The sequence below is a fragment of the Pontibacter sp. JAM-7 genome (assembly GCF_048548695.2).
Classification (GTDB): Bacteria; Pseudomonadota; Gammaproteobacteria; order Pseudomonadales; family Balneatricaceae; genus Neptuniibacter.
On the sequence record NZ_JBLYIF020000005.1, the window covers coordinates 236,470 to 250,949 of the forward strand.

The following is a 14,480-nucleotide window of genomic DNA, read 5'->3' on the forward strand; positions in this document are numbered from 1 at the left end:
ATCTGATTGCTTAAGGAGCGGTAGTTCAGTTGGTTAGAATACCTGCCTGTCACGCAGGGGGTCGCGGGTTCGAGTCCCGTCCGTTCCGCCAAATCTTGAAAAGGCGCATTCCTTGAGAATGCGCTTTTTTTATGTGTCTTTATGGCCAGGAGTTAAGGGGTAATATGCTTCAGTCCATCCGGGATAATTCACAGGGCATCGTAGCCAAAATCATTGTTGGCCTGATCGCGGTCACCTTTGCGCTGTTTGGTGTTGAATCGCTGGTAAGCCTGACCGCAGGTAGTAATGCGCCAGCGACAGTGAATGGTACAGAAATTAGTCAGCAGGAATTGCTGCGCGGGGTTCAGTTGCAACGCCGCCAGATGCTGTCACAGATGGGTGAGAACGCAGACCCGACACTACTGGACGATAATCTGATTAGTGAAATGGTGCTCAACAGTCTGATTGATCAGACCGTGCTGCTGCAGTCTGCAGAAGGACAGGGGCTGGCATTCAGTGATCGTATGATCGATCAGATGATTGTTTCCACCGAAGCGTTTCAGGTGAATGGCAAGTTTGACCGCAACCAGTTCGAGCTGGTGTTGCGTAATGCTGGCCTGACACCCATGATGTACCGCCAACTGCTGCGTCGCGAAAAGCTGACAGAGCAGGAAAGCATGGCTTACAGGGTATCTGCGTTCACCTTGCCGCATGAAGTAGAGCATGTAGTGGCATTGGATCGCCAGACGCGTGATATGCGCTATTTTACGCTGGATGCAGCACCTGTGCGTGAGGCCGTTCAAGTTTCTGAAGAGGCCTTGGCCGATTATTATGCCGAGCATCAATCAGAATACATGACTGAAGAGCAGGTCGAGATTGAATACTTGCTGCTCGACCAGGCGGTATTGGCAGAGGGTGTTGAAATTACCTCTGCGGACTTGCAGGCAGCGTACGAAGATCTAAAAAATACCTATGTGGCGCAAGAACTGCGACATGCGGCGCATATTCTGATTGAAATTACCGATGACCGTAATGCTGCGGGGGCTCTGGCTAAAGCCCAGGATTTGGCCGAGCGCATCAAGTCGGGTGAGGCGTTTGCTGATCTTGCCCGTACTGAGTCAGACGATCCTGTTTCTGCTGAAATGGGTGGTGATCTGGGCACCAACGAGCGCGGTGTTTTTTCTCCCGAGTTTGATGATGCGTTATTCAGCCTGAATGAGAATACGGTTTCAGAACCGGTTAAAACCGAGTTCGGCTATCACTTGATCAAACTGTTGGGCACCGAAAAGGCGACTGTGCCGAGCTTTGCCGAAGCTGAAGCTGACTTGCGCGAGAACCTGCGCCAGCAGCGCGCAGAAGAACTGTATGTGGAAGCGTTGGAACGCCTGGCTGATATTTCGTTTTCAGCCGGTGATCTGCGCGAGCCTGCTGAAGCATTGTCTCTGACCATTGAAACAGCGGGTCCCTTTGGTCGTGCCGGTGCTGAAGATGACATTACATCAAGCCCTCGATTACTGGCGACAGCATTTGATCCTGAGCTGATCAAAGAAGGTTTGAACAGTACACCCGTTGAACTTGATTCTGGTCGTTCTGTCGTGCTGCGTATCACGGCTTACCATGAGCCGCGTGAGCAAACATTAGACGAGGTGCGTGATCAGTTAGTGGCGCAGCTTCAAGAGCAACAGATTGAAGCGGAAATGGATCAGCGTGCTGCCGCTTTGCTGAGCCAGCTTGAGGCAGGTGAAACCCTGGAAAGCGTTGCCGTTGAGGCGGAAATCAAGACCCAGGCCGGTGTCACGCGGAATCAGCGTGATGTAGTAGCCGAGATTCGCAGTAAACTGTTTGAAATGGCTAAACCAAAATCTGATCAAACTAACTTTGGTAAAGCGGTTCTGTTGGATGGCAGTGTTGCTATCATCGCACTGGACAGTGTCCAGGCAGGTGATACAGAACTGTCTGAACAGGAACTGCGTATGATGGGCCAGATGTTAAGCTCACGACGTGGTCAGGAAAACTATCAGTCATTGATGGGTTACCTGAAGGATCAGGCGGAAATAGAGCGGCTTTAATCCGGCTTGGCGTGCATAAAAAACCACCCTAAGGGGTGGTTTTTTATTTGCAGCGGGTCACGGTACTATGATCAGGGAATGTCACACTAAAAGCGATCACCGATAGGAGTTAAGATGCAGCCAATGATTCAGCCAGAAACCGGCAGTCAAGCCGGACAGTGTAAACTGATTTACATTCTTAACCTGGTGAGTCTGGTATTTGGTGTAACGGCGTTGGTCGCGGTGGTGATGGCGTATGTTTATCGTAAAGAAGCTGACAGTTGGCTGGCAACGCATTACCGGTTTCAGATACGGACTTTCTGGATCGGCGCTTTGTATGGTGTAGCTGGCTTGTTACTGACACCGGTGCTGATTGGTTTTCTGCTACTGCTATTGGCAACGTTATGGTGGATTATTCGTGCGGTGAAAGGGCTTAGCTTGCTGGATAAGGGGCAGGCGCATCCCGATCCAGCAAGTTGGTGGCTGTAACCTCAGCAGCGTCTGACCTTATAACGCTTGCCCTTGATGTTGTCCGCTAATTTATCGAGTGCGCTGCTAACCGCCTCTCTGCGCACTGAGACATAACTGATGAAGTCAAAAATTTGGATTTTGCCGACTTGGCTGCCGGCAATACCATTTTTACCAGTCAGCGCACCCAGGATGTCGCCAGGTCTTAGTTTGTTTTTACGCCCCCCACTGATACACAACGAAACCATTGCTGGTTTACTTGGCACATAGTCGGTGCGCCCGGGTGGCAGTTCTGCTACCCGGTGATTGGCATTCTGCAGTTCGCTGATGGTTTCGAGTTTGTACGTTTCTGAGTCCGCTATCAGGCTAATGGCCAGTCCTTTGTTGCCGGCGCGACCGGTACGCCCCACCCGGTGGATATGCACTTCTGGGTCACGGGTTAAGTCGTAGCTGATGACACAAGGCAGTTCATCGACATCCAGTCCGCGGGCCGCCACATCGGTGGCAATCAAGATTCTGAGGCTGCGACCACTGAATTTGACCAACACCCGGTCACGGGTGGGCTGATCAAGATCACCATGCAGTGCTGCTGAACTGTAGCGATATTGTTGCAGGAATTGCATCAGTTCTTCGCAGGTGTTTTTGGTGTTACAGAAAATCAGGCAGGATTCTGGCTGAAAGGTACTCAATACCTGCAGCAGTGCCTGTTGCTTCTGCTGTTTATCAACCCGGTAAAACCGCTGTTGTATTAAGGTTTGTGTCCCCGAGTCTTCTATTTCAACGGTGGCCGGGTTATTCAGATAAATGGCCGATAGCTCGGCGATAGCCTCTGGGTAGGTGGCTGAAAACAATAGTGTCTGCCGCGTCGGTGGCGTCTGTCCAAGGATGGTACTGATCGCCTCGGCAAAACCCATCTCCAGCATTCTGTCAGCTTCGTCGAGGACCACTGTATGTACCCCTTCAAGGGATAGCGTGCCTTTACGTAGATGGTCCTGAATCCTGCCAGGTGTGCCCACAACAATATCCACACCATGCTCGAGTGAACCGATCTGAGGCCCAATGGGTTGTCCGCCACACAGCGTGAGTATCTTGGTATTGGGACGATAACGTGCGAGTTTGCGTAACTCGCGGGATACCTGATCAGCCAGTTCCCGCGTCGGACAGAGTACCAATCCCTGAGTCGCACTGCGTTGATTATCAAGCCGATGCAGCAGCCCGATACCAAACGCCACGGTTTTGCCGCTTCCGGTTTTTGCCTTGCCTATCAGATCCTGCCCTTTCAGTAATACAGGCAGTGATTGCTGCTGGATAGGCGTCAGGGTGGTATACCCTAAAGCGTTAAGGTTTTCCCGCAAAGCGGACACCAGAGGAAGTTGATCAACCTGAGACTCAGACACGTTTATATACTCGCAAATTAAGGCGCGCATTATAAAGCATTGGCTTACGGATTGCGCGTAATGGTCAGCTGTGCCAGCGCTAGAGCAAGCAAGACAGAGTCGCTTTGGTTATACTGTGGCGCATCAGATTTCAGAGGTGGTATGTCTGTGAACGAGCAAGTGCGTTTTGACGTGATAATAGTCGGCGGGGGCATGGTTGGTGCAACGCTGGCCTGTGCACTGGGTGATACTGATCTTAAAGTGGCGGTGCTTGAACACCGCTATCCAGCGCCGTTCTCAGCTGAGCAGCCCCATGATCTTAGGGTCTCCGCCCTCAGTCTTGCATCGCAGAATATTCTACAACAGTTGGGCGTTTGGCAGGGGGTTTGCCAGCGGCGGCTGTGCGCTTACCGGCGTATGAAGGTGTGGGAGAAGAGTACGCATCTCGCATCCACAGAGTTTAATGCTGATGAAATCAATCAGTCCTGTCTTGGCCACATTGTAGAAAACCGCATTATCCAGTTGGCACTGCTCGAGCGCCTTGAGCAGTTTGATAATATCAGCCTGATCTGTCCCACCGAGGTGCGGCAAGTCGACTACGCACCTGCCAGTAGCCTGATTAACCTGCAGGATGGCCGTACCCTGGTTACTCGCTTATTGGTGGCTGCAGATGGTGGTGATTCCAGAGTACGTCAGGCGGCAGGTATCGGTGTGACTAAGTGGGATTACGACCAACATGCCTTGGTTGCTTCTGTTATCACTGACTATCCACAACAGGATATCACCTGGCAGCAATTTACGCCGACCGGGCCACTGGCGTTTTTACCGCTCTCTGGTCCTCATGCCTCTTTGGTTTGGTACAACACAGCGGAGGCGGTACAGCAGTTGAAACAGCTTGATAGCAGTGCGCTACGCGAAGCGTTTATGGCGCAATTTCCCGCTGAACTGGGTGCCATTCGTGAGGTACTGTCAGTTGGTAGCTTCCCGTTACGTCGCCAGCATGCGCAAAGTTATGTGGCTGAGGGACTGGCGTTAGTGGGAGACGCTGCTCATATGATTCATCCGTTAGCCGGGCAGGGAGTTAACATCGGTTTATTGGATGCCGCTGCGTTGGCTGAAGTCATTCTTGATGCTCAGCTAGAGCAGCGTGATTTCAGTCAATTGGATGTTTTGCGGCGGTACCAGAAACAACGCTGGGCACATAATCTGATGATGATGCAAACGATGGATATGTTTTATCGTGTCTTCAGCAACGACAACACGGCGCTAAAATTGTTGCGCAATATTGGTTTGGGACTGGCCGAAAGAGCCGGCCCGATAAAACAAAAGGTAATTGAGCTGGCAACAGGTTTGCAGGGTGGTATGTTACCCGCGCTGGCGCGTGGTGAATCGCTGAAATAAAAAAAGCCGGTCAGGGCGACCGGCGAAAGATTAGGCTAGGTGTTAACCAGCCAGAGTAGAGAAGTGGAGTCTAGCCGACTCCGGGGCATGAATTACTCAGCCTTTTTAGGGGCAGCTTTGCGCTTAGCTGGAGCGCGTTTAGCTGGCGCCTTTGGTGCTGCTGGCGCTTCGGTCGCTGCTTCAGTAGCGGCGGCTGTTGCAGCAGTTGCGGCTTCTACAGCATCAGTCATGAACTTGTTGAAGTCGGTGAAATAAGGCATTTCACCAATTTCAGCCAGGCTTTTTTCGATGATGCCGGCAATTTCTTCTTTCGCGTCAGTCAGGGCAGCCAGTTCTTTTTCGGCAACTGAAGTCAGTTTTTCTTCCAGACCTTTAAAGAACTGCAGTTGCAGATCAACAGCTTCTTTAGGATCTTTGGTTTCAGACAGTGCCTTCATCTGGGCAACACTGGAGTCAACGAAATCTGTAACGTATTCAGACTGTAGGGAGAACAGAGCCTCAACAGCTTTCTTGTTGGCTTCAGCCACGTCGATGGCAGGTTTCATTTTCTCTTGAACGTCTTTCAACAGATCTTCGTACATTGCTTATCCCTCTGAGAATCTAAGCTGGTTTTGTGCGTTGCAGCATTGAGATTAATATAGTGATTGAAAAATAGCCTGTCAATTATTTTTTTGTGCGTCGCACAAAAAAGTTATCAAGCTATTCTGAGCCAAGTTCAGCATAGTCAAAAAACAGGTTTTTATAGCGGTTAGAAAATAGTTGACGAGAAATGCCCAATGAACGCCTGCATCTAATCTCGGTCAATGTTGTTCATCTATAGCTATAGTCTTTACAATTAAATTATCTATGACACTGCATAAGGCGGTGTCGCCGTTGCAAAACAAAGGACAGTTGTTTTTTATGCCTACTCAGACCGGTGTATCCAGTTGCCATGCAGCCTTTGATTTCAACCAGACTCAGGTTATCGAGTCATTGGGGATTGAAGTCAATGAGTACGTCCACCGCAAAACCGGCATGCCGCATTATCATATTGCTGCCGATCATAGTGAGAATGTTTTCCTGGTAGCGTTACGTACCGTGCCGGAAGATTCCAAAGGCGTTGCCCATATTCTTGAACATACCGCGCTATGTGGCAGTGAGCGCTTCCCGGTACGTGACCCGTTCTTCATGATGACCCGTCGCTCGCTTAATACCTTCATGAATGCGATGACCAGTAGTGACTGGACCTGTTATCCCTTTGCCAGCCAGAATCGGAAAGATTTTTTTAACCTGCTGGATGTTTATCTGGATGCCGTGTTCTTTAGTCGGCTGGATGAACTCGATTTTCTACAGGAAGGTCACCGGGTAGAGTTCAAGGATAAAAATGACCCCAGTACGCCGCTGGAATACAAAGGTGTGGTGTATAACGAAATGAAAGGTGCCATGAGTTCGCCCATTTCGCGTTTATGGCAATCAACCACTAAGTACCTGTTTCCAACCACCACCTATCACCATAACAGTGGTGGTGAACCTCAGTGTATTCCCGATCTGACCTATCAGGAGTTGCTCGAGTTTTACCGCACCCACTATCACCCGAGTAATGCCGTACTGGTAACATTCGGTGATATTCCCGCAGATGAATTACAGGCGCGGTTTGAAGATCAGGCGCTGGCGCGTTTTGACAAACTGGATAAACAGATTTCTGTACCGGATGAAAAGCGGTATTTCTCCCCGGTTCGGGTAGAAGAGGCTTATGAACTGGATCAAGAGGATACCTCCGGTAAAACTCACCATGTTTTGGGCTGGCTTCTGGGCCACAGCAATGATCTGGATGAACAGCTAAAAGCGCATCTGTTGTCGCGTGTATTGCTGGATAACAGTGCCTCGCCATTGCGTCATGCATTGGAAACCACTCAGCTGGGTAGCGCGCCTTCACCGCTTTGCGGGCTGGAGGACAGCAACAAAGAGATGAGCTTTATGTGTGGCCTCGAAGGCAGTGAACCAGACAATGCTGATGCATTCGAGGCGCTGGTACTGGAGGTCCTGGAGCAGGTCGCGAAAGAGGGTGTGCCGCAGAATATGCTGGAGGCTCAGCTACATCAGCTTGAGCTGCACCAGCGAGAGATCAACGGTGATGGTTACCCATATGGCTTGAGTCTCATCATGTCTTGTCTGGGTGCAGCCGTACATGGTGGTAATCCGATGGCGCTGCTGAACCTTGATCCGGCATTAGAACGTTTACGGGCTGCTGCAGCTGAACCAGACTTTATCCAGACAATGGTGCGAGAGTTACTCGATAACCCGCACCGGGTGCGATTGACGCTGCGCCCGGATAATCAACTGACCACCCATCGTGACGCTGCTGAACGGCAACAGCTGGATGCCATGCAGCAGCAGCTTACCGAAGCTGACCAAGAACGTATTATTGCCCAGGCAAATGCGTTGGAAGCGCGTCAGGAACAGGTGGATGATGAATCCATATTGCCTAAAGTCACACTTGATGATGTCCCGCGAGAGATGAAAATCCCACTGCCGACGGAGCAGACGAGTGCACTGCCGCTGGTGCGTTATGATGCCGGCACGAATGGTCTGGTATATCAGCAGATCATCATTACCTTGCCGCAATTGAATGAACGCGAGCTACAACTGCTACCCCTGTATGGCATTTTGCTGACTGAATTGGGCTGCGGCCAGCGTTCATATCAGGAAAATCAGCAGTTTCAGGCGGAGGTTAGCGGTGGTATTCATTCCTTCGCCAGCCTGCGTGGTGCGATAGATGACGAGCAGAAGGTGAGTGGCAGTTTCACCCTGTCCGGCAAGGCGTTGCTGGCCAAGGAACATGAACTCGCTGCTTTGTTACAGCAAACACTGGCTGAAGCCAGGTTTGATGAGCTGTCACGCATTCGTGAAGTCGTCGCCCAGCAGCGGGTACGTAAAGAGCAGGGCATCACCGGGCAGGGGCACGCAATGGCGATCATGGCGGCCGTGGCTCGGATGAGTCCGGTTGCGCTGCAGGCACATTGCACCCGGGGTTTGGCTTCGGTTGCTTTTTATAAACAGTTAGATGAAGCCAGTCAGCAACCACAATCGTTGCAGGCGCTGGCAGATGAATTAGCAGCGCTGCACCTGAAAATTCAGCAAGCACCAAGGCAGTATCTGGTGGTGGCTGAAGAGGAGCACCAGGCGCAACTGCAACAGTCGCTGGAGCAGCTTTGGCAGCCACAATTGTTGGCTGATGTGCAGACGCTTTCTCTACCCCCGGTTCGCGAAACGGTGACTCAGGCTTGGACGACCAGCACCCAGGTCAGCTTCTGTGCCAAGGCTTACCCAACTGTAACGGTTGAACATGTTGACGCTGCGGCACTGACCATTCTGGGTGAATTCCTGCGTAATGGTTACCTGCACCGTGCTATTCGTGAACGAGGTGGGGCTTATGGATCAGGTGCTGGGCAGGACTCATCCGATGCAGTATTCCGCTTCTTCTCTTATCGCGATCCCCGCTTGCTGGAGACGCTGGATGATTTTGATAAGTCAGTCGACTGGTTGCTGGAATCCGAACATGATTACCAGAAGCTGGAGGAAGCAATACTGGGTGTTGTCAGCTCAATTGATAAGCCAGGTTCACCGGCTGGTGAAGCGAAACAGGCTTTCCACAGCAACCTGTATGGCCGTTCCCCTGAGCAGCGTCGACAGTTCCGTAATCGCATTCTAGCAGTGACCATAGATGACCTGAAACGGGTCGCTCAAACCTATCTGCGTTCGGACCAGGCCAGTGTTGCAGTGCTAACCGGTGCCCGCCAGGCGGAGTCTCTACCTGAGGCGTTTGAAGTGCTGCAGGTATAACTGAGCAGCACTGTTTAATGCCGCACTGCTCAGGTGCGGCAGCCCTTCTCTATGTCCATGGGAACCGCTAATGCAGGAATATGCACCCCACAGGGCTGCACTTTTGATTTTGTTGGCAGAGTTGTTTCTGGTGTGTTCTGGCATGGTGGTGAAGCAGATATCTGATGAAGTCAGTACTGCCTTAATCGTATTTGTGCGGAATCTGTTTGGCTTGATGCTGATGTTACCCTGGATGATGCGTCAGGGGCTGCAATCTATTGCCACCCAATGTATTCATCTGCATCTATTACGTGCATTGGTGGGCGTCACTGCGATGCTTTGCCTGTATTATTCCTGGGGACACCTAGCCTTGGCAGAGGCGGCGCTGTTGAAACAGACAGCGCCGTTTTTTATGCCGTTGTTCGCATTTTGGTGGCTGGGGGAGCGGGTCAGCTCAGCGGTTCTGATGGCGATACTGATCGGTTTTATCGGCGTTTTTCTGATCCTCAATCCGGTAGCGGGGAGCTTTGATTATGCTGTGGTGATTGCATTAGCGGGTGCCATGCTGGGGGCCTTGGCTAAGGTAGTGATCCGTCGTATGAGTGTGTCGGAACCTGCGCACAGGGTGGTGTTTTATTTTGCCTTGTTCAGCAGTCTGTTAGCGGCCATTCCGGCGGCACTTGTCTGGCAAGCGCCGAGCCTGCTGCAGTGGGGCTGGTTGTTGTTGATGGCGGTCACCTCAACCCTGGCGCAACTATTATTAAGTCGCGGATATGGTCTGGCACCGGCGGCTCAACTCGGCCCGTTTACCTATGCGTCAGTGGCGTTTGCTGCCATGTTTGGCTGGCTAATCTGGGGTGAAATTCTCGACTGGGTAACGCTTGGCGGGATTGCTTTGGTGGTAATATCCGGGTTGTTGAGCGCCACATTCCAATATAAAAAATAGCTTAAAAACAACGGACTAAGAAGTAATTCTGCGGTGTTTTCAGGTTTTTTTTTGCCTGGATCAATTTTTTATATTTCGGACAAAAAAACATTTTGTTTTCCTCTTTCAAAGTGGTACTACTGTAAGTGCAAGATAACTTTGCATTAAGGAAAAAAATAATGAACATCAACATCACTCACCGCAATGACAAAGTATCCCCTAGTGTAAGAGAGCGTATTGAGGCATGGCTGGAAACTTGTCAGCAGCGCTATGATGACATTAGCAGTGCTCAGATCATCATTGAGAAAAATGACCGGGAAGAGCTGGCAGAGGCGCGTGTCCATATCGCCGGTAAAGACCTCTTTGCTAAAGCAGTCGCTGACAACCTATACGCTGCTCTGGATGCATTGGAAGATAAAATCAATAAACAGTTAGATAAGGAGCATCAGAAACATACCAACAAAAAAGGTGTTCAGAAGCCTGTTGTTGAGATTGAAGATGACCTTGAGGCCTCTGCTGAACCTGTGTAACAGAGCCTGATTAATTCTTGCAAATAAAGCCCGGCACCTGTCGGGCTTTATTATTTAGTAGCCATGGCTGTATCGTAATAGCAGAGGGTCTCTGGCAGGGAAAGGCATGAAATATATCGAAGTTATTGCGAGTGAGAGAAGTGCAGCTACCATCAAAGAACTTGCTGCATCGGTGAAAGCAGAAGATCTGCGTTTCGGTCTCGTGGGCGAAGACGGCATGCAAAGCATGCGCGTGCTGGTGAATGATACCCAGCTGCAAACCGTATTGGATAAACTGCAGACCCTGTTAGGTGCGCAACCTACAGCACGCATTCTGGTGTTGCCAGTTGAAGCTGCTTTGCCGCAACCGGATAAAGAAAAAGTCGATCACCAGGAAGCTAAAGCAGCCCGTGAATCGCTGTATCAGGAAGTCGATAAGGGTGCCCGGCTGGATTGTAATTTTTTTCTTCTGGTTATTCTCTCCACCGTGGTTGCCACGATTGGCCTGATTGAAAATAACGTTGCCGTTATTATTGGCGCGATGGTGATCGCCCCACTGCTTGGACCGAATCTGGCACTCAGCCTTGGTACCGCACTGGGGGATATCCACTTGATGCGTATGGCGGCAAAAACGCTGCTGATTGGGGTGATGTTATCGATAGCACTGGCAGCCGTGACAGGTATGCTCTGGTCTGGTGAGTTAAGCAGCCCGGAGATTATGTTACGCACGAATGTAGGCCTTGAATCGGTGTTGCTGGCGCTGGCCTCAGGTACTGCAGCGGCTTTATCTCTGACCACCGGTTTACCCAGTGTGTTGGTTGGCGTGATGGTGGCGGTTGCGCTACTGCCTCCGGCAGCAACCTTTGGTTTACTGATGGGGGCCGGGCAGCCTTCGCTGGCCTGGGGGGCCGCACTGTTGCTGGCAGTGAATATTGTCAGCGTCAATCTGGCCAGTAAACTGGTCTTTCTGTTCCGTGGTATCAGCCCCCGTACCTGGTTTGAGAAGACCCAGGCACGACGGGCCATGATCCGTTATCTGCTGGGTTGGGTGATTACACTGCTGCTGTTGATCGTGGTCATCTATTTACGAAGCCATATTCCAGCGTTATAAGCTGGCCTAAGTCTGGTGTTGCTATCCAGTGTGTTTGTTTAATCCGACGTTTTGTTTTCGGTAGCCTATCAGTCATTCGCCTGGCAGAGCGGAGTTGTTTACTGCAATCAGTTTGTCATGAACTCCCGTTAGTTTATTGGATTGATGCGCCTGACAAGGGCAACTAAATCAATTCAAGGGACATTGTGATGAAACAGAAAGCGCTGCGTTTGGCCATGTTTGGCAGTTTACTTATCTCCGCTGGTGCAATGGCAGCCCCTGCTGCCATGGTGACCAACGCTGCAGACAGCGGCGTTGGTTCTTTGCGTGCAGCACTGGCCAGTGGTGCCAGTAAAATTGTCATCACACCAGCGGTTGGCGATATCATTCTGAATTCATCTCTGGTTTATGACGCTGAAACTGCAGTCTCTATCAAAGGCTCCGGGCAGCGTGTGATGGGCGTAATGGATGATAGCCTGCTGATGGTATCCACCGGGGCTGATCTGACTATCTCTGATCTGTCGTTCGCAGGTCCCGGCGGATATAGCATTGAGAACCCGGGCGGTGGCAAAGGGCTGTATATTGCTGTACCAGAAGAGCGGGTGGGTATGGTCAGTCTGAAACTGACCAATGTAACGGTTACAGGCACCGGGAATCATGGTGTGCATGTGTCTGATTGCTCTCTGGGTGATGCCTGTGGTGGTGGTTCGGGCGGTGCGGGAGAAGGTTCTGCGGCGTCCATTTATGTGCAACTGAACAACGTGGTTATTGATGGTGTCGGTTTCGGGAAACAGGATGCCGATGGACTTCGGGTTGATGACCGGGGTGCTGGTGATATTGTGTTAAACGCTACAGATTCCCATTTCCTTAATGTCGGCGGTGACGGTATTGAGCTGGATGAAGGCAATGAAGGCAGTGTGATCGTGCATGTCCGTAACAGTGATTTTATTGGTAACGGTGCTTATTGCTCAGATGAGCTGGTTGAAGACCCCATTGCGATTGACCCGAGTTGTAATGATGATGGTGATCCTGATGTCGATGATGCGTTTGATATTGATGAGGCCGGCCCCGGTGGTATCAGTGGCGTGATTAACAACATTAGTATTGTTGATAACTATGATGAAGGCCTGGATTTTGATACAGAAGGTGAAGGCGAAGGCAATTTGGTTGATCTGGACCTGATGGATATTTATGCCGCCGGAAATGCCGACGAGGCGATTAAAGTGTCAGAAGAGGGCAACGCAGATGTGTTAGTCCGTATGCGCGATATCTGGGTTGAAGGTGATGTAGAAGTTGAAGAAGAGGGTATGGGTGGTCTGCAGGTAAGCCTTAACGATGCTTTTATTGGTGATGATCTGAAGCTGTCGGAAAAACATGCAGGCGCTGGGCAGGTAAAGCTTCGCGATACTGTGGTTGTTGATGAAAAAGATTTTAATGATATTGATGAAATTTGATGGCATGACCGCCGACAAGGTGGTGCCATTGTGATGAAAAGCCGGCAGACTGCCGGCTTTTTTGTTCAGTCTCGCGAAGCTTAGCGTAAATCGGTCAGCATATCGGTGGTTATCTGTTGCCTGACCTGCTGCCCACACAATATTTCTACCAGTGTGAGCGCAAATACTTGTGCGGTCCCCGGCCCTTGGCTGGTGATCAGATTGCCATCACAGACCACCGCAGCATCAACCAGTTGGCAATGTGGGTCCTGCGCTAATGCCGATTGAAAAGCGGGATAACAGGTGGCCTGACGACCGGTCAGCAGACCATGTGGTAAGAGGGCGACGGCCGGGGTAGCGCAAATAGCCCCTAACCAGCGATCTGCCGACATTTGTGCCTGTAACATTTTGATCAGATTGCTGCTGTCCCGTAGGTGCTCCGCACCCGGCATGCCGCCGGGCAGAGTGATCAGATCAAATATCTGGTCAGTGATCTCATCGAGATGGGTATCGGCCAGTAACCTGACACCTCTGGCACAGGTGACGGTTTTCGATACCGTGGCGGCCACCGTGACATCGACGCCGGCGCGGCGCAGGACATCAATCTGGGTGACGGCCTCAATCTCTTCGACACCTTCTGCCAGCACGATCAGTGCGCTGGGCATAACAGACCTCCTTACTGACTAAATACCTGTTTGAGCAGCTCGGTAGTCCGTGCGGCAGGGTTGTCACGAATCTTCTTCTCTTCAACTGCCAGCATGGTAAACAGGCCGTCCAGTGCCTGATCGGTTACGTATTGGTCCAGGTCTACGTTCAGTTGGTCACCCACATAAGGCAAGCTTTTGGCTTCACCTGCTAATTGCGAGTAATAACGTGTAGCACCGACCTGTTGTAACGAGCTGTTTACCTCGGGCATAAATAATTGCTGTAATTTGCCCCGGGTGTGCTCCTCAAAATATTCAGTCGCAGCATTGTCGGCCCCCTGGTAGATTTTTTTGGCATCTTCAATGCTCATCTCCTTCACTGCCGTCACCAGCAGTTCGGCTGCCTGAGGTGCCGCATTTTCAGCTGCCCGGTTGATGCTGTGTTCAAACTCAGTCACCTGACTTTCCAACCCATATTTTTTAAGGATGCCAGCGACCTTGTCGATGCTGGGAGGCAGGGGAATGCGAATTTTGGGGTTATCCAGGTAGCCACCGGGCTGGCTAACCGTTTCGACAACGCGTTGACTGCCGACTTGCAGGGCTTCTTTCAGGCCTGCAATCAGGGTGCTGGTATCAAGGTTGCTGGTTGTGGTGTTATCCGGTTGTTGCAGAATTTGCTCGCCACTCTCTTTTATATCTTTTACCAGATCTTTCCAGCCTGCATGGCTGGTGGCAACAGACAGACTCAGGCTGAGCAGGCAGCAGATCGTTAAAGTGTTTTTTCGCATGGGGATCCTCCGTTGAAT

At 51.0% G+C, this 14,480-nt stretch carries 12 protein-coding genes and 1 tRNA gene; 9 read left to right on the forward strand and 4 right to left on the reverse strand.

The genetic code is table 11. The features are described 5' to 3' along the window. Positions 1–14: 14 nt before the first annotated feature. The 3 genes from ACFVYJ_RS08940 to ACFVYJ_RS08950 all read left to right on the forward strand — a co-directional run bounded on the left by ACFVYJ_RS08940 (position 15) and on the right by ACFVYJ_RS08950 (position 2,516). Positions 15–91 (forward strand) — tRNA-Asp (locus ACFVYJ_RS08940). A 73-nt stretch (positions 92–164) separates the two neighbouring features. Continuing rightward, positions 165–2,048: a SurA N-terminal domain-containing protein gene (locus tag ACFVYJ_RS08945; RefSeq protein ID WP_419415560.1), complete on the forward strand. Its 1,884-nt coding sequence runs from the start codon at positions 165–167 to the stop codon at positions 2,046–2,048. 114 nt (positions 2,049–2,162) lie between these two features. Continuing rightward, a complete protein-coding gene (locus ACFVYJ_RS08950) occupies positions 2,163–2,516 on the forward strand; it encodes a DUF4870 family protein (RefSeq protein WP_419415559.1) in 354 nt (117 codons plus the stop codon). 2 nt (positions 2,517–2,518) lie between these two features. Here the strand turns inward: ACFVYJ_RS08950 and dbpA are convergent, their stop codons facing one another. Next, the gene (gene dbpA / locus ACFVYJ_RS08955; RefSeq protein WP_419415558.1) at positions 2,519–3,892 is read right to left on the reverse strand and encodes an ATP-dependent RNA helicase DbpA; all 1,374 of its coding nucleotides are present in this window, start codon (positions 3,890–3,892) and stop codon (positions 2,519–2,521) included. 147 nt (positions 3,893–4,039) lie between these two features. Here dbpA and ACFVYJ_RS08960 point away from each other — a divergent pair, with 147 nt between their 5' ends. Beyond that, complete coding sequence (locus tag ACFVYJ_RS08960; protein WP_419415557.1) at positions 4,040–5,272, forward strand: FAD-dependent monooxygenase; 1,233 nt, start codon at positions 4,040–4,042, stop codon at positions 5,270–5,272. A gap of 92 nt (positions 5,273–5,364) precedes the next feature. On the opposite strand, the gene ACFVYJ_RS08965 is transcribed toward ACFVYJ_RS08960, so the two are convergent. Continuing rightward, positions 5,365–5,853, reverse strand: a complete 489-nt coding sequence (locus ACFVYJ_RS08965; RefSeq protein ID WP_419415556.1) for a phasin family protein — start codon at positions 5,851–5,853, stop codon at positions 5,365–5,367. A 319-nt stretch (positions 5,854–6,172) separates the two neighbouring features. Here ACFVYJ_RS08965 and ACFVYJ_RS08970 point away from each other — a divergent pair, with 319 nt between their 5' ends. From ACFVYJ_RS08970 to ACFVYJ_RS08990, 5 genes are all read left to right on the forward strand, one after another. Further along, positions 6,173–9,094, forward strand: coding sequence for an insulinase family protein (locus tag ACFVYJ_RS08970; protein ID WP_419415555.1), 2,922 nt, complete (start codon positions 6,173–6,175; stop codon positions 9,092–9,094). 70 nt (positions 9,095–9,164) lie between these two features. Beyond that, on the forward strand, positions 9,165–10,019 hold the full coding sequence (locus ACFVYJ_RS08975) for a DMT family transporter (RefSeq protein ID WP_419415554.1): 855 nt from the start codon (positions 9,165–9,167) through the stop codon (positions 10,017–10,019). 158 nt (positions 10,020–10,177) lie between these two features. Next, on the forward strand, positions 10,178–10,528 hold the full coding sequence (hpf, locus tag ACFVYJ_RS08980) for a ribosome hibernation-promoting factor, HPF/YfiA family (protein ID WP_419415553.1): 351 nt from the start codon (positions 10,178–10,180) through the stop codon (positions 10,526–10,528). A 106-nt stretch (positions 10,529–10,634) separates the two neighbouring features. Further along, a complete protein-coding gene (locus ACFVYJ_RS08985) occupies positions 10,635–11,618 on the forward strand; it encodes a TIGR00341 family protein (protein WP_419415552.1) in 984 nt (327 codons plus the stop codon). Positions 11,619–11,806: 188 nt separating this feature from the next. Further along, entirely contained in the window at positions 11,807–13,051 is a 1,245-nt protein-coding gene (locus ACFVYJ_RS08990; RefSeq protein ID WP_419415551.1) for a hypothetical protein, read from the forward strand. 80 nt (positions 13,052–13,131) lie between these two features. On the opposite strand, the gene ACFVYJ_RS08995 is transcribed toward ACFVYJ_RS08990, so the two are convergent. Beyond that, positions 13,132–13,695, reverse strand: a complete 564-nt coding sequence (locus ACFVYJ_RS08995) for a DJ-1 family glyoxalase III (protein WP_419415550.1) — start codon at positions 13,693–13,695, stop codon at positions 13,132–13,134. Positions 13,696–13,706: 11 nt separating this feature from the next. Then, positions 13,707–14,462 (reverse strand): DUF4197 domain-containing protein, encoded by a 756-nt coding sequence (locus ACFVYJ_RS09000; protein ID WP_419415549.1) that lies wholly within the window; start codon positions 14,460–14,462, stop codon positions 13,707–13,709. Positions 14,463–14,480 lie beyond the last annotated feature (18 nt).